Raw genomic sequence first — 15,300 nt, forward strand, 5'->3', positions numbered from 1 at the left:
CAGGGGCGCTCAGCGCCTCCGGCTCAAGAGCACGCCGGAGATGACCAGCAGCGCCCCCACCGCCTGCATCCACGTGGGCCGCTCGCCTCGCACCAGCCACGCCGTGAGCGCCGCCACCACGGGCGTCCCGCTGTTGTAGATGGCCGTCCGGCTGCTCCCCACCGCCTGCACGCTGCGGCTCCACACCACGTACGCCAGCACCAGCGGGATGAGCGCCGAGTACACCACGCCGAACCATGCACCCGCGCTGATGCTCCCGAACTCCAGCTTCATCACCGAGGGCAGGCCCAGCAGCACCACCCCGGGCGCCCCCATGATCATCGTGAGCGCGGTGATGCGAAGCGCGGACAGCTCGGGGCCGATCGTCTTGATGCCCACCGTGTAGATGGCCCAGCACAGCGAGGCCCCGAGGATGAGGAAGTCCCCCTGGCGCGTCGATGCGTCCAGCTCGGGGCCCCGGGCGCTGACGATGAGCAGCATGCCCGGCACCGCGAGCAGCAGCCCCATCGCGAGCGGCTTCCGCAGCTTATCCACCCCCAGCGCGGCCCCCAGCAGCGCCGTCACCACCGGCGTGCCCGAGGCGAGCATCCCGCTGTTGGCCGCCGTCGTGTGCGCCACGCCCATCACGAAGCAGAACTGGTAGAGCGTGTTGCCCACCAGCCCGAGCACCACCAGCTTGAGCAGCGTGGCCCGGGGCAGCGGCTTCCAGCCCTCGCGCGTGTGCAGCACCACCGCCATGGCCATCGCCGCCAGCCCGAAGCGCAGCGCCATGAACGCCATCGGCGGGATGTAGCTCAGTGACTCCTTCACCACCGTGTAGTTGGTGCCCCAAATGAGCACGACCAGCACGAGGGCGAGATCCGACAGGGAGAACGTGCGAGGGGCGGCCGGGGAGGGCACGGCGGTGGTGGTGCTCAAGGCGAGGCGCGGCATACCGCCCGCGGACCGTGCTGGCAATGCTCCCCGCGTGCACCCGGACTCCAGGGCTCAGCCGCCCCGCCGCAGCAGCACGGCGCGTCCGTCCGCGTTGAGCACCTGCGTCCCACCCGGCAGCTCCCCAAGCGGCTCCTCCCAATGGCTGTGGCCGCAGATGACGAGCAGCCCTTCCCGAGCCTCCACCTCCGCGCGGATGGCCGGACTTCCCCTCCGCTCCGACAAGGGCTCGTCCGGCCCCTGGTGCAGCACCAGCACCTCGGGAGCCCCGCCGAGCACCTCCCGCAGGGCCGCGAGGTAGTCCTCCTCCTCGCGCCGCCAGAGCTTCCCCGCCTGGCCGATGATGCCGCTCAGCCCTCCCACCCGGAGCCCGTCCAGCTCGCGCACCTCTCCATCGAGCAGGTGCAGGCCCGGGCGCTGCAGCAGCCGCTCCCGCTCGCGGGGCGTCCCGAAGGTGTCGTGGTTGCCCGCCACGCCCGCCACCCAGCGGAACCGATCGGCGAACGCGTTCCAGACGCTCCGCACGTCCCCCGTCGCCCCCCGCACCGCCCCCGAGGCGTCCGAGTAGAGGTCTCCCGCGAGCAGGATTCCCACGTGGTTCGGATGGGGCAGCTCCCCCAGGTCCCCGAGGATCGCCAGCTCCTCGGCCAGCACTTCGCCCAGCAACGTGGCGGCGCTCTCGTGCTCGGCGCTGGTGGCCACCCCCTGGAGATCCGACGTGACGATCAGCGCTCCCAGGCCGGGAGGAAGGGTGTCCACCGTGGCGGGGAGCAGCGGGAGGTGCCTCAGCTCGCTCCCTCCGCGCGGGGCGGCGGACAGGTACGTCCACTCGTGGACGGGTGTTTTCTCGATGGAGAGGATTCGCATGGCGTACCCGTCGGACGAGCACCCCCATGCCTGACCGGCGCCGAACGCTCCCTGGGCGCGGTGTGTCTCCGTGCTTGTCCTGCCCTCGGGCCCGTGGCGTATATGCCCCCATGGAACTGCGTTACTCCGAAGAGGTCCGGCGCGCGAAGGAGCAGGGCGTGCCGCTGGTGGCGTTGGAGACGAGCGTGGTGGCGCAGGGGCTGCCCTACCCGGACAACCTCGGGGCGGCGCGCGCCTGCGAGGAGGCCGTGCGCCGGGCCGGTGCCGTGCCCGCCCCCATCGCCGTGGTGGATGGGCAGGTGTTCATCGGCCTGGAGGAGTCCCAGATGCGCCGGCTCGCCGAGGGCCGCGAGCGCCTGTTCAAGCTGGCCTCGAGGGACCTGCCCGTGGCCATCGCCCAGGGCGCCACCGGCGGCACCACCGTGAGCGCCACCTGCGAGCTGGCCGCCGCGGCGGGCATCCGCGTCTTCTCCACCGGAGGCATCGGCGGCGTGCACCGCGGCGTCGCCGAGCACATGGACATCTCCCAGGACCTCTGGGCCCTGGCGCGCTTCCCGGTGGCCGTCGTGTGCGCCGGCGCCAAGTCCGTGTTGGACCTGCCGAAAACATTGGAGGCACTGGAGACCGCCGCCGTGCCCGTCATCGGCGTGGGCACCCGCGAGCTGCCGTCCTTCTACAGCCGCTCGTCCGGGCTGCCGCTGGAGCACCAGGTGGACGACGCGGCCGCGGCGGCGCGCATCCTCCAGGCCCGCTTCGATACGCTGGGGCAGGGGGGCGTCCTCTTCACGGTGCCTCCTCCCGAGGAGACCTCGCTGCCCCGCGCCGAGGTGGAGCTGCACATCGCCCAGGCGATGGCCGAGGCCGATCGGCAGGGCATCCGCGGCAAGGCCGTGACGCCCTTCCTGCTCTCCGAGATGGCCCGCCGCACCAGCGGCAAGACGTTGCGCGCCAACATCGCGCTGCTCACCAACAACGCCCGCTTCGCCGGGCAGCTCGCCGTGGCCTACGCGCAGGGCTCACGGGGCTGAGCCTTCGCGGCGCTCGCACGTGGCACACCTCGCCGTGCCACCTCCGCTCGCGGGTGGCACACCGTGCCGTGCCATCCGTGCCCGCCTTCTTCTCCGTGCAATAAGAGGCCGGTTTTCTCACCGCGAGTGCGCGCCGGTACGTGGTTTCCCGGGGGACTTGAGCAGCGTCAGACCTTGGTGGCACCTTCCCGGCCGAATGTTCAAGGCCCGACACTTCTGGTTCCTCGTCTCCTCTCTCGCCGTCCTTCTGTCCTGCGGTGAGCCACCTCCCTCGGCGGCCACCCAATGGGTGGAAGCGGGCCGCGCCCAGGAGCTGCGCCTGGCGCCGCGCTCCGGTGAGGTGGCTGCCTCCGCCGCCATCGCGCAACTGCGTGCCGCTCCGGGGGAGGCCAGCCAGCTCGCGCTCGCCCAGGCGTACTTCCCGGAGATCCTCACCGGCACGCCGGTGGACCTGTCACGGGTGCCCGCGGAAGCGCTGCTGCACGTGCGCATGCCGTCCTCCCTGAGCGGGGACATGGTGCTCACCACCCGGGGCCTCACCTTCACGGTGCGGCAGACGGGGAGTGGAGACACGGCGCTGCGCTCCTCGCGGGGCGCGGCCTTCTACGGAGACGGGCACTTCTGGATGGCCCCGGGCGGCGCGGCCGCGGAGAGCGGCGAGTGGAAGACCCCGCGCGTGGAGGAGCTGCTCGTGCTGCCCCAGGGTGGGGGAGCGCACCTCACGCTCTACGAGCTGACGCTTCCGCCCGAGGTGACGGCCGCGCGTGACGTGGGCGAGTACCTGGAGCTGGTGGATGGGCACGGGGTGCCGGTGCTGCGTCTGCACTACTCGGTGGCGCGGGATGCGGCGGGCCTGAGCCGGCAGGGGCAGGTGCGCCTGCTGGGCGCGGTGGCCGAGGCCTCGCCCGTCGCCGGGGCACCGGTGCGCTACGCGGTGGGCGGGACGCTGTCCGTGGAGATGACGGTGGACCTGGAGGGCCTGGCCGGTCCGGTGGTGGTGGACCCCGGCTTCTCCTCCACGGGCAGCCTGTCGACCCAGCGCTACTACTCGGGCATCTCGCTGCTGCCCTCGGGCAAGGTCCTGGCGGCCGGCGGTGGCTTCGGCCCCTTCGCCAGCTGCGAGGTGTACGATCCGGTGTCCGGCACCTGGAGCGGGACGGGCTCGATGGCCGGCATCCGCAACAACCCCGTCACGCTCATGCTGCCCACCGGCAAGGTGCTGGTGACCGGCGGCGACTACGCCGCCAGCGCCTCGACCGCGGAGCTGTACGATCCGGTGAAGGGCACGTGGAGCACCACGGGCGCGCTGCCCGGGCCCCGCCGCCTGCACTCGCTGACGCTGCTGCGCAACGGCAAGGTGCTGATGGCCGGTGGCTTCTCCGGCACCGCGGGCGTCGGGATCACCGCGGCCTCGCTGTACGATCCGGCCACGGGCACCTGGACGTCCACCGCCTCCATGCCCTCGGGCCAGTACGGCCACACGGCCACGCTGCTGCCCTCGGGCGAGGTGCTCGTCGCGGGCGGCTACGTGAACAGCTCCTCCGCCAGCCCGGTGATGATCTACAACCCGGCCACGGAGACCTGGCGGCAGCCGGGCACGCTGCCGTACCGCTCGTCCCACACGGCGACCCTGCTGACCACGGGCAGGGTGCTGCTGGTGAGCGACACGAGCTCCACGGTGTACGACCCGTCCACGGGCCTGTCGTCGAACGCCACGCTGAAGATGGTGCGCTCGCTCCACTCGGCGACGCTGCTGCCCTCGGGCAAGGTGCTGGTGGTGGGAGGCTCGGGTGGCACGGGCACCGATACGACGTCGGAGCTGTATGACCCGTCCACCAACCTGTGGACCACCGCCTCCGTGCTTCCGACGGGTTTCACCAACCACGTGGCGGTGATGCTGCCCACGGGCAAGGTGCTGCTCACGGCGAACGGCAACGTGCTCAGCCTGCTGTATGACCCGGGCGAGTTCACCTGGGGCGCCGCGCCTTCTCCGGCGATCAAGCGGCTGTACTCGAAGGCGACGCTGCTGCCCACGGGCAAGGTGCTGATGCCGGGCGGCTACGGCTCCGAGGGCTACCTGATCACGGCCGAGCTGTATGACCCGGACACCAACAGCTGGTCCGCGGCCGGCTCCCTGTCGTTGAAACGCTACGACAGCACGGTCACGGTGCTGCGCTCGGGGAAGGTCCTGGTGGTGGGCGGCTGGTCCGACACCATCGGGACGAGCGCCGTGGACGTGTACGATCCCGTTACGGGAACGTGGAAGACCGCGGCTCCGACGCTCCAGCCCCATGGGTCCGCTACGGCGACGCTGCTGCCCGACGGCAAGGTGCTCCTCGCGGGCGGCGTGTCCAGCGGCATGGGCAACAAGTCCGAGCTGTACGACCCGGAGACGGACACCTGGCGCTACACGAAGGGGACCATGACGGTGAGCCGGAGCGATCACGCGGCCATCATGCTGCCCACGGGCAAGGTGCTCGTCGCGGGTGGCCTGGGCCCGGTGGCGACGGCGGAGCTGTACGATCCGGCCACGGAGACGTGGAGCGCCACGGGCTCGATGGTGACGGGCCGTTCGTCGCACCAGCTGGCGCTGCTGCCCAATGGCAAGGTGCTGACGGCGGGTGGCCCCGGGACCATCGTCACCGCGGAGCTGTATGACTCGGTGACGGGCACGTGGAGCGCCACCGGCTCGACGGCGAGCCCGCACTACCAGGGCTCGATGGTGCTGTTGCCCTCGGGCCGGGTGTTGTTGGCCGGAAGCGGCGGCGGGGGGGGCGCGACCGTCGCGGAGCTGTATGACCCGGGGATGGGGACGTGGAGCAGCGCGGGCACCATGCCCTTCACCCGGCAGGACGCCGCGGCGGTGCTGCTGCCCAATGGCAAGGTGCTCTTCGCGGGCGGCAACTGGGCCACTCCCAGCGGCAGCAACCTGTTCGACGAGTCGGGAACGAACGACGCCTGGCGCCCCGGCCTGAGCGTGTCCACCACGGTGGCCCCGCTGGAGACCATCAGCGTGACGGGTACGCGGCTGCGCGGCATCTCGGAGGGCATCAGTGTCGGAGGCGGCAACCGGAGCACGCCCGCGAACTTCCCCGTGGTGAGCCTCATGCCGCTGGAGGGCAACACGCTCCTGCGGCTGCCGCTGAGCGGCTTCTCGGACACGTCGTTGACCACCACCTTGCCCGGGGTCATTCCGGGTCACTACCAGCTCTTCGCCACGGTGAATGGCATCTCGGGGGGCGGGCTGGTCCGGATCTCCGACAACACGGCGCCCGTGGCGCAGCCGGGCTCGGCGACGACCCGGGAGGATACGCCGGTGGACGTGGCGCTGCTGGTGTCGGACAAGGAGGGCGGCCCGTTCACGTACACGGTGGTGTCGGGCCCGGCGCACGGCGTGTTGTCGGGCACGGGCGCCTCGCGCACGTATACGCCCGCGGCGAACTACCACGGCCCGGACTCCTTCACCTTCAAGGCCAACGACGGGAAGGAGGACTCCAACGTGGCCACCGTCACGCTCACCGTCACGCCCGTGAACGATGCGCCCGTGGCGCTGGCGGGCTCGGCGACGACGGCCGAGGAGAAGGCCGTGGCCGTGACGCTGGGTGCCACGGACGTGGAGGACGACACGCTCACGTACACGGTGGTGGCGGGCCCGGCGCACGGCGTGTTGTCGGGCACGGGCACCTCGCGCACGTACACGCCCGCGGCGGACTACCACGGCTCGGACTCCTTCACCTTCAAGGCCAACGACGGGACGGAGGACTCCAACGTGGCCACCATCACGCTCACCGTCACGCCGGTGAACGATGCGCCCGTGGCGCTGGCGGGCTCGGTGACGACGGCCGAGGACACGGCGGTGTCCGTGACGCTGGGTGCCACGGATGTGGACGGTGACACGCCGGCGTACACGGTGGTGTCGGGCCCAGCGCACGGCACGCTGTCGGGCTCGGGCGCCAGCCTCACGTACACGCCCGCGGCGGACTACCACGGCCCGGACTCCTTCACCTTCAAGGCCAACGACGGGACGGCGGACTCCAACGAGGCCACCGTCACGCTCACCGTCACGCCCGTGAACGACAGGCCCGTGGCGCTGGTGGGCGCGGCGACGACGGCCGAGGACACGGCGGTGGCCGTGACGCTGGGTGCCACGGATGTGGACGGCGACACGCTGGCGTACACGGTGCTGTCGGGCCCGTCGCACGGCACGCTGTCGGGCTCGGGCGCCAGCCTCACGTACACGCCCGCGGCGGACTACCACGGCCCGGACTCCTTCACCTTCAAGGTGAATGACGGGACGGAGGACTCCAACGTGGCCACCGTCTCCCTCACCGTGAGCGCCGTGAATGACGCCCCGGTGGCGCTGGCGGACTCGGTGACGACGGCCGAGGAGAAGGCCGTGGCCGTGACGTTGGAGGCCACGGACGTGGAGGGCAGCAAGCTCACGTACACGGTGGTGGCGGGACCGGCGCACGGCACGCTGTCGGGCACGGGCACCTCGCGCACGTACACGCCCGCGGCGGACTACCACGGCATGGATTCCTTCACCTTCAAGGCGAACGACGGGACGGCGGACTCCACTGAGACCACGATCACCATCACCGTCACGCCGGTGAACGACGCGCCCGTGGCGCAGCTGGGCTCGGTGACGACGGCCGAGAACACCCCCGTGGCCGTGACGCTGGGCTCCTTGGACGTAGACGGCGACACGCTGACGTACACGGTGGTGTCGGGACCGGCGCGCGGCACGCTGTCGGGCTCGGGGGCCAGCCTCACGTACACGCCCGCGGCGGGCTACCACGGCCCGGACTTCCTCCTCTTCCAGGTGGGGGATGGGACGGTGGAGTCCAACGTGGCCGCCGTCACGATTACCGTCACTCCGGTGAACGACGCGCCCGTGGCGAAGGCCCTGTCCCTCACCACCGCCCATGGCGCGCCGGTGTCCGTGCGGCTCGAGGGCACCGACGGTGATGGCGACACGCTCTCCTTCGAGGTGGTGGGGGCTCCCGCGAATGGCACGCTCTCGGGAACCGCGCCGGCCCTGGTCTACACGCCCTCGGCCGGGTTCGCGGGGGAAGACACCTTCACCTACCGCGTGAGCGATGGGCAGAGCGCCTCCGAGCCCGTCACCGTCCGCATCACCGTGGCGCCGGCCCCGGCCACCGAGCCGCCCGACGTGTCGGCTCCGACGGGCGGTTGCGGAGGCTGCGCCTCGACGGCGGAAGGGGCCTCGCTCGCCTGGGCGGGACTGCTGTTCCTGCTCGCCCGGGGCTCGTGGCGAGGCCGGCGCGCGGCGCGGCGGGCCTGAGCGCCCACCCGCCGGTGTCAACGCTCGCCGGGCCGCCACGCTCTTCCCGCGGTGGCCCGGCGGCGGCGTTCTTCAGTACTTCTTCTGTTTCTCGGTGTCTCCAGCCGTTCCGGAGCCACCGACGCCGGTGGACGGCATGTCGCCCCAGCCCGCCTCGTACATCGTCTTCCACTTCCACTGGCCATCACGCTTCACCAGGAGCCCAGAGTTGCGGCCGGTGTACGTCTTGCCGCCCGTGGTGAGGGTGTAGTCGTCGGTGACCGTGGCGAGCGAGTCGGACAGCACGGTGATGGTGGGCTTGTGGTTCATCTTCATGTCGGCGGGACTCTGCTCGTACATGGGCTTCATCATGTTCGTGTACTGCTGACGGTCATACGTCTCGGTCTTGGGGACGCCCTTGCTGTCATCGGTCGCCATGAAGATCGGGAAGTCGATCCGGGCGAGCCCCCCCTCGAAGTCGCGCTTCTTCATGAGGGCTTCCTCTTCCTTGAAGAAGGCCTCGATCTCCTTCTTGGTCTTCGCTTCGTTGGTGGGCTTGCGAGTCCAGGGCCCCATCTTGGACATGTCCATGGCCATGCCCGAGCCACCCCCCGAGGTGGGCGGGGACTGCTTGTCCTGAGCCCAGACGGGTGTGGTGAGCAGGAGCGAGACCAGACACAACGCGATTCGACGCACCATGAGCCACCTCCTGGCAAGAAGGTGGGGGCGCCTCGGGTCCCGGACAACGCGGCGCTTCGTGCCTGCCTCGGACCGGAGGGCTACGTGACAGGGATTGATGAATGCAGGGGGGCGGTCGTTGTTACACCTGCAACGGAGCCCCGAGCGGGCGGGGCAGGGGGAGGCCTGGAACCGGTGCCCCTTGTCCCATGATAATCCTCCGGATGCGCGGCCTTCCCGTTCCGCCGCGTCCGGAGAGGATCATGACTCAGGCCACGAGCCCCCAACCCCTCGCGTTCGACCTCCTCACCCCCGCGGCCGCGCAGGATGCGCACCCGCTCTACCATCGACTCCGTGCCGAGCAGCCCATCCATTGGAGCCCGCAGCTGCATGGCTGGGTGCTCACCCGCCACGCCGACATCTCCAACGCGCTGAGGGACAACCGGCTGGTCGCCGGACCGATGACGGTGCAGTTCGATCGCCTCCCCGCGGAGGCCCGCCAGCAGCTCCTGCCGCTGCGCGACGCCGTCAACATGTGGATGGGGCACACCACGCACGAGGGTCACCTCCGCTTCCAGTCGCTGCTCAAGCGCTACTTCACCCCGCGGACCGTGGAGAACCTCCGGCCGCGGATCCAATCCATCACCGACACGTTGCTCGACGCCGCCGCGCCCAAGGGCACCGTCGAGCTGGTGGAGGAGCTCGCGATTCCGCTTCCCTCGAGCGTCATCGCCGAGATGCTCGGGGTGCCCCTCTCCGACGAGCACATGCTCCAGCGCTGGTCGAGAGACCTGACGCCCATCTTCAGCGCCTTCGACGTGCAGCAGCTGATGCAGAGCCAGAAGAGCGTGATGGAGATGATGAGCTACATGCGCGATGTGCTCGCGAAGCATCGCAGCGCGCCGACCGACAGCATCCTCGAGGTCTTCGCGCGGGCCCAGACCGAGGGGCTCGTGAGCGAGGAGGAGATCGTCTCCAACTGCGTGCTGCTGCTGTTCGCCGGCCACGAGACCACCGCGCGGCTCATCAGCAAGGGAATGAATCTCCTGTTCCAGCACCCGGAGCAGCTCGCGAAGCTGCGCGAGGACGCCTCGCTCATTCCCCAGGCGGTGGAGGAGATGCTGCGCTTCGCCGACGTGGTGGGCTTCATCACGCGGCTCACCGTCGCGCCGGTGGAGCTGGGCGGGCAGGCGATGGAGCCGTACCAGATGGTGTACCTGGCGCTGGCCGCGGCGAACCGTGACCCGGCCGTCTTCGCCGAGCCGGACCGCTTCGACATCACGCGCAAGCCGAGCAAGCACGTGGCGTTCGGCTTCGGCTCGTTCTACTGCCTGGGTGCGGCGCTGGCGCGGCTGGAGGCGCAGGTCTTCTTCGAGACGCTGCTGCGCCGCTTCCCGAAGGTGCGGCCCGCGACGGGCACCCAGCCGGGCTGGGAGCTGCGGATTCCGCTCAACCGGGAGTTGCGCGCGCTCCCCGTGGAGCTGTAGCCCCGTCCTCCCCCAAGGCCACGGCGCTCCCCCGGCTGCCCGGTCCCCAGCAGGGGAGACCCCAAGAGCTTCCGGAACGGCTACTGCAAGACGTCGTTCGGGATCGTCCACGTGCGCACGGACGGTGAGCGCGTGCTCGTGGCTACACACAGCGGCAAGCAGGAGATGAAGGAAGGCTATGTCTTCCGCGTGGATGCGAACGGGCGGATCTCCTTCGAGGAGCCGGTGCTCCGGTAGGGTGGCCGGCCGCTGACGGCGCAGGAGGCGTTCGATGCGTGCACGGGTTCCGGCCCGGGGGGCCCTCTCCCTGATGGGAGAGGGCGGGGCGCGTCCGAGGGTTCCTACTCCTCGCCCATGTCTCCCTTGCCTTTGCCCTTCCCCTTGCCTTTGCCCTTTCCCTTCCCCTTGCCCTTACCGGCGGCCTCCTGGCCCTTGCCCTCTTCGCCCTGCTCGGCCATGGCGGGGCTCTTCGCCTCGGACGGCTCCGCCGCTTTCTTCATGGCATCGGGCGTCTTCTCGTGGCTCTTGGGATCGGCCTCCTTCTGGGCCGGGGCGGCGGTCTTCGTGTCGGGAGGTGGGTGGGCGGCGAAGGCGGTACCGGCGACGAGTGCGAAGGCGGCAATGAGCGGCTTCATGCTGGAGTCTCCAGGTTCGTGAGACGGCGCGGCATGCGACCGTCTCCTGCTGGCTCTCCGCAGCAAGCACGGTGCCAGCGGGAACGCGTGCCCATCGGGGTCATCCGCATGGAATTCCGCTCCGTGCCGGGCCTTCGCCGCGACGACGTGACGTGTCAGGGGTGCTCCTGACACGCCACTGACATGTCAGCGGGGCTCTGGGGGTGGGGTGGAGTCGCGGCCCTTCGTGTTGATAGACAGGGGCCATGCGCATCCCTTCCCTCCGTTTCGTTTCCCTTGTCACCGTGTCCCTCCTGCTCACCGCGGGCCTGCCGGGCTGCAGCGATGAGGTCAGCTCCGATGAGCAGGCCCGCCGCGCGTACCTCGGGCTCGACAAGTCCGTCGAGAAGTCCCTGCAGCTCGGCTTCGCCGGCTTCAACGCCGCCTCGAGCGCGAACATCCCAGCCCAGACGGCCAATGGCGACGCCGAGGGAACGCTGACCATCACCGGGCAGGTGGATCAGGGCTCGTCCTCGAACAAGGGCATGCGGCTGCGCGTCGGGATGACGACCTACTCCGACGGAGAGATCACCCCGGCCGAGGGTGAGGAGCCGGTGGAGATCACCTACCAGACGGTCACCGACACGACGATGCAGCCGGAGCTGGTGCTCTCGCTGCGCAACATCCCCAACGGCACCTTCACGGGAACGCTCGTGGGCACCTTCCAGATGGACGGGGAGCTCGAGGGCGAGGTCACTCTGAACCTGAGCATGTCCGGGCAGATCGAGGACGATGGGACCGGCAAGGTGCGGCGCAAGGCGGGCAGCACCACCATCACCGGGACGGCGAAGTCCGGCGGTGACGGCGAGTACCAGGTGAACGTCACGCTGTGAGTGACGGACACGGAGCCGCTCACGAAGCAGAGCGGCTCCGTTCCAGGCCTCATCGCGGCCCGGCTACAAGCAGTACGCCTGGATGCACGTCGAGATCAGGCAGTAGGAGCCAGGGCAATCCCAGTTGGAGAAGCAGGAATAGCCATACCGGCTGCCACCCGCGCACAACGGGCCACAAGTCGCGTCCGAGCTGCACCACTGGCCATACCTGGGGCCCGTGCTGCAGTACTTGCCGCAGTTCAAGTCCGATTGGCAGAACTGGCCGGCCCTCGGCCCCGCGTGACAGGTTCCGGCCTGGGCCGAGACCTCGCCCTCCTGGGGGCCCGCCTCGGGCCGGGCCTCCTCCTGGGTGCCCTGCGCAGTCTGCTCCACCTCATCCGGCACGTTGCACCCGGCGAGGCTGATGGCGACGGCAAGCGACAACAACGTCATTCGGTACATGGGAAGCCCCCCACTCTTGGAATCCAAGGACAGCCAGCGCAAGCTATCTCAATGGCATACAGGGGTAAGGGAGGGGTGTGCAGCCCATCCGCCCGCCAGATCGGAAGCGGACATGCGCACGTGAAGCCGTCAGGAGATGGACGCCCCCCTTATCTGAAGACAGATAAAGGGCTTCTTCCATGCTGGATTCGAGAGGGTTCAACCTCCCGAGGGGACAGGGAGGGGATTCAACTGCTCACCTTCTCAGAAGCTGACGCCCTCGGTGGCGGGGGAGGGGACGGTGAGGGACAGCCGCTGCGTCGCGGCCTCCTTCCCGTAGAAGGACTGGTAGAGGTACAGGTCCGCCAGCACCTGCTTCACGTACCCGCGCGTCTCGCGGAACGGAATCTCCTCGACGAACAAGTCCAACGGCAGCGCGCCCTTCTCCTTCACCCACTTCACCGCCGCGTCCGGGCCCGCGTTGTAGGCCGCCGCCGCGAGCGCCGGGTGCGAGAAGCGCTTCATCAACTGCGCCAGGTACCACGCCCCGTACCGGATGCTCAGCGAGGGCGAGAACAGCTCCGCGGGCGCCGGCTCCGGCTCCGAGAGCTTCTTCGCGATGGCCCGCGCCGTGGGCGGAATCACCTGCATCAGCCCGCGCGCGTCGGCGGCGCTGGCCACCTCGGGGCGGAAGGCGCTCTCGCGGCGCATGATGGCCCACACGAGGAACGGGCTCACCTGGTAGCGCGTCGCCTCGCTCTCCACCGCGTTGGCGAAGGCGCGCGGGTAGAAGGCCGCGAGCGCCTCGGGCACCCGCGCTCCGAAGGCCCGGCCCCACAGGTGGCGCGCCGCCACCGCATGCGCGTGCCCGTACTCGCCCAGCCGCAGCAGCGCGTGCGCGAAGGCCAGCGCCTGCTCCTGGTTGCGGATGCGCGAGGTGCGCGCCTGCACCTCCTCGGCCGCGTCACTGAAGAGTCCCGCCCCGGTGAGCGCCACCGCCAGCTTCAGCTCCGGCGGCACCTCGCCCGACTCCAGCTGCTTGGGCGTCTCGGGGAAGGCCGGGGGCGGCTGGCGGCCCAGCTCGCGCAGCCGCTCCGTGGCCAGCAGCGCGTAGTACGAGTTGGGCGCGGTGGTGATGACGGCCTCGTACGCGGGCCCGGTGACGTCCGCCTTGGCGCCCTCCAGCTCCTGGCTGCGTGCCGCCCAGTAGCGCGCCTGCGGCACCAGGCTGCTGCGCGAGAAGGTGTCCGCCAGCGTGTTCAGCACCTCGCGCGCCTTGCCGTACTGCTCCAGCCGGATGTGCGCCAGCGCCCGGTACCACATCGCCTCGTCCCGCTTGCGCGAGCCCGCGTGCCGCTGGTCGAACGCCGTGAAGGACTTCACCGCCTCCTCGAAGCGCCCGCCCTGCAAATCCAACCAGCCCACGTAGAAGCCGGCCTCGTCGGCCACGTTCTCCTTGGGCCACGTCTTCTCCACGGCGGCCATCAGCTCGCGGGCCTTGGCGTTCTCATCGCTCTTGAGAGCGCGGCGCGCGGTGACGTAGGCGGCCTCGGCGGCCACCGCGGACGGCCCCTGGCGCGCCACGGCCAGCGCCTGCTCCGCCTCCTCGCGCTTGCCCGTGGCGTAGAAGGCCTGGGCGCGCACCAGCGCCACCTGCGCCTTGTCCTGCTTCGTGCGCGCCAGCTTCGCCGCCTCGGCCTTCTCCAGCTCCTCCAGTGTGCGCTTCGCCTCACCGGCGTCCAGCAGCCCGCGCGCCCGCTGCAGGTGCTCGGCGAGCGTCAGCTTCAGCGCCGGCTTCTGCGCCCCCAGCTTCGCCAGCGCCTCGTCCGCGTACGGGTGCGCGGGGTAGCGCAGCGCCACCGCCTTCAGGTCCTCCCGCTCGCCGGCTGCATTGCCCGTGGCCCGCCGCGCCTGCGCGCGCTGGTAGAGCAGCTCCGCCGAGGGCTCCTCGGTGGCGGCCGTTTCCAGCGCGGGCGCGGCCTCCTTCGCCTTGCCCGCGGCCAGCAGCGACTCGCCCAGCCGGGCCCGAGCCCGGGACGTCAGCGCCGGAGAGGCCTTCTCCACCGCCCGCGCGAAGGCCTCCGCCGCCGCCGCCGCGTCTCCCGCGTAGAAGTGCGCCTGCCCCTGGTAGTAGGCCAGATAGGGCTGGAGCGGCTCGGCCACCGTCGCGCCCGTCAGCAGCGTGCGCGCCTCCGCCACGTCTCCCTCGGCCAGCGCGAGCGTCCCGGCCAGCAGGGCGATGCGGCCCGCGTCCGGGCACTTGCGGCTCATACAACTCTGGAGGTCCTGCCGGGCCAGGGTCCGCGCCTCGGCACGGTGCAGCCGGACCGCCTCCAGTGTCTCGGGAGACTGGGCCCAGGCCCCTCCCGCGCTCAGCACCACCGTGAGGAGTCCTGCTCCGGTCCACCGCCGCATGTGCATCTCCTTGTGCCTCCCTCGCCAGCGAGGGGAGGTGAACAGCAGGCCTCTCACACCCATTCCCACCCTACATTCACTCACCACGTCAAAAAGCGCTTGCTCAGGGTGCGGTTTGACAGCCGGGCCGACAAGCCCTAGATCGGCCACCGCAACGACAGGACGGGATGTTCGTCAGCTGTCAATTCATTGGCTGCCGGAATCCGTGAAATGAGCGTTAGTTGGCGTAAACGGTCCTGACCCGTTGCGTCAAAAGGGGGCGCTTCTTAGGGTGGGCGGCCGTTGCTGGCGCACAACCTAGAAGGTTGCCGATGAGGTGACCGCGCGTTCCGGGCCGCTTTTGGCCCCATGCGTTCGGGGGGGAAACAGCCTTACGAGGGAGGGCTCCGTTCCATGCTGAAGCCGTGTCCGACTGATCTGCCGCAGACCATCAACCCCGAGGCTGGCCCGAAGCGGGCCGGTGTCGAGACGCACCGCAACCTCAACTGCAACTACTACGACAACTGCCTCGACGAGGCGGTGCGCCGTGGCTGGCAGTCCTTCACCTGCGTGAAGTGCCCGATGAACCAGCAAGTGGCTCCGCCGCAGATGGGCATCGAGGCGTACGCCACGCAGCGCCGCGCCATCTGAGGCGGCAAGCCGTCACGTGCGGATGGGCTCCCGGCGGCTGGCCGGGAGCCC

Annotated in this window: 12 protein-coding genes; 6 read left to right on the forward strand and 6 right to left on the reverse strand. The window is 70.4% G+C overall.

Translation table 11 applies throughout. The annotated features are described in order from the left end of the window. Positions 1–9 precede the first annotated feature (9 nt). Positions 10–933 carry a DMT family transporter gene (locus NR798_RS20855; protein WP_375773233.1) on the reverse strand — a complete coding sequence of 308 codons (924 nt, stop codon included), beginning with the start codon at positions 931–933 and terminating at the stop codon, positions 10–12. Positions 934–987: 54 nt separating this feature from the next. Beyond that, complete coding sequence (locus tag NR798_RS20860) at positions 988–1,800, reverse strand: metallophosphoesterase (protein WP_375773234.1); 813 nt, start codon at positions 1,798–1,800, stop codon at positions 988–990. A 110-nt stretch (positions 1,801–1,910) separates the two neighbouring features. Between NR798_RS20860 and NR798_RS20865 the strand changes: the two genes are divergently transcribed. Both NR798_RS20865 and NR798_RS20870 read left to right on the forward strand, forming a co-directional pair. Next, a complete protein-coding gene (locus tag NR798_RS20865) occupies positions 1,911–2,828 on the forward strand; it encodes a pseudouridine-5'-phosphate glycosidase (RefSeq protein WP_375773235.1) in 918 nt (305 codons plus the stop codon). Positions 2,829–3,024: 196 nt separating this feature from the next. Then, positions 3,025–8,133 carry an Ig-like domain-containing protein gene (locus NR798_RS20870; protein ID WP_375773236.1) on the forward strand — a complete coding sequence of 1,703 codons (5,109 nt, stop codon included), beginning with the start codon at positions 3,025–3,027 and terminating at the stop codon, positions 8,131–8,133. A 72-nt stretch (positions 8,134–8,205) separates the two neighbouring features. Here NR798_RS20870 and NR798_RS20875 read toward each other — a convergent pair whose 3' ends face one another. After that, entirely contained in the window at positions 8,206–8,811 is a 606-nt protein-coding gene (locus NR798_RS20875) for a hypothetical protein (protein ID WP_375773237.1), read from the reverse strand. Positions 8,812–9,053: 242 nt separating this feature from the next. Between NR798_RS20875 and NR798_RS20880 the strand changes: the two genes are divergently transcribed. Both NR798_RS20880 and NR798_RS20885 read left to right on the forward strand, forming a co-directional pair. Continuing rightward, positions 9,054–10,277: a cytochrome P450 gene (locus tag NR798_RS20880; protein ID WP_375773238.1), complete on the forward strand. Its 1,224-nt coding sequence runs from the start codon at positions 9,054–9,056 to the stop codon at positions 10,275–10,277. Between the two features lie 111 nt (positions 10,278–10,388). Continuing rightward, positions 10,389–10,514 carry a hypothetical protein gene (locus NR798_RS20885; protein WP_375773239.1) on the forward strand — a complete coding sequence of 42 codons (126 nt, stop codon included), beginning with the start codon at positions 10,389–10,391 and terminating at the stop codon, positions 10,512–10,514. Between the two features lie 104 nt (positions 10,515–10,618). Here the strand turns inward: NR798_RS20885 and NR798_RS20890 are convergent, their stop codons facing one another. Beyond that, positions 10,619–10,912 (reverse strand): hypothetical protein, encoded by a 294-nt coding sequence (locus NR798_RS20890; protein WP_375773240.1) that lies wholly within the window; start codon positions 10,910–10,912, stop codon positions 10,619–10,621. Positions 10,913–11,157: 245 nt separating this feature from the next. Here NR798_RS20890 and NR798_RS20895 point away from each other — a divergent pair, with 245 nt between their 5' ends. Next, positions 11,158–11,784 carry a hypothetical protein gene (locus tag NR798_RS20895; protein ID WP_375773241.1) on the forward strand — a complete coding sequence of 209 codons (627 nt, stop codon included), beginning with the start codon at positions 11,158–11,160 and terminating at the stop codon, positions 11,782–11,784. 63 nt (positions 11,785–11,847) lie between these two features. Here NR798_RS20895 and NR798_RS20900 read toward each other — a convergent pair whose 3' ends face one another. After that, the gene (locus NR798_RS20900) at positions 11,848–12,225 is read right to left on the reverse strand and encodes a hypothetical protein (protein WP_375773242.1); all 378 of its coding nucleotides are present in this window, start codon (positions 12,223–12,225) and stop codon (positions 11,848–11,850) included. Between the two features lie 243 nt (positions 12,226–12,468). Further along, positions 12,469–14,619 carry a transglycosylase SLT domain-containing protein gene (locus NR798_RS20905; protein ID WP_375773243.1) on the reverse strand — a complete coding sequence of 717 codons (2,151 nt, stop codon included), beginning with the start codon at positions 14,617–14,619 and terminating at the stop codon, positions 12,469–12,471. A gap of 396 nt (positions 14,620–15,015) precedes the next feature. Between NR798_RS20905 and NR798_RS20910 the strand changes: the two genes are divergently transcribed. After that, positions 15,016–15,249: a hypothetical protein gene (locus NR798_RS20910; protein ID WP_108076015.1), complete on the forward strand. Its 234-nt coding sequence runs from the start codon at positions 15,016–15,018 to the stop codon at positions 15,247–15,249. Positions 15,250–15,300: the final 51 nt, after the last annotated feature.

The organism is Archangium gephyra (genome assembly GCF_042230915.1).
GTDB classification, from domain to species: Bacteria; Myxococcota; Myxococcia; order Myxococcales; family Myxococcaceae; genus Archangium; species Archangium gephyra_B.

Bases quoted from the DNA above. Each gene is read 5' to 3' on its own strand.
- NR798_RS20855 (WP_375773233.1), bottom strand. From the start codon at position 933: ATGCCGCGCCTCGCCTTGAGCACCACCACCGCCGTGCCCTCCCCGGCC.
- NR798_RS20860 (WP_375773234.1), bottom strand. From the start codon at position 1,800: ATGCGAATCCTCTCCATCGAGAAAACACCCGTCCACGAGTGGACGTAC.
- NR798_RS20865 (WP_375773235.1), top strand. From the start codon at position 1,911: ATGGAACTGCGTTACTCCGAAGAGGTCCGGCGCGCGAAGGAGCAGGGC.
- NR798_RS20870 (WP_375773236.1), top strand. From the start codon at position 3,025: ATGTTCAAGGCCCGACACTTCTGGTTCCTCGTCTCCTCTCTCGCCGTC.
- NR798_RS20875 (WP_375773237.1), bottom strand. From the start codon at position 8,811: ATGGTGCGTCGAATCGCGTTGTGTCTGGTCTCGCTCCTGCTCACCACA.
- NR798_RS20880 (WP_375773238.1), top strand. From the start codon at position 9,054: ATGACTCAGGCCACGAGCCCCCAACCCCTCGCGTTCGACCTCCTCACC.
- NR798_RS20890 (WP_375773240.1), bottom strand. From the start codon at position 10,912: ATGAAGCCGCTCATTGCCGCCTTCGCACTCGTCGCCGGTACCGCCTTC.
- NR798_RS20895 (WP_375773241.1), top strand. From the start codon at position 11,158: ATGCGCATCCCTTCCCTCCGTTTCGTTTCCCTTGTCACCGTGTCCCTC.
- NR798_RS20900 (WP_375773242.1), bottom strand. From the start codon at position 12,225: ATGTACCGAATGACGTTGTTGTCGCTTGCCGTCGCCATCAGCCTCGCC.
- NR798_RS20905 (WP_375773243.1), bottom strand. From the start codon at position 14,619: ATGCGGCGGTGGACCGGAGCAGGACTCCTCACGGTGGTGCTGAGCGCG.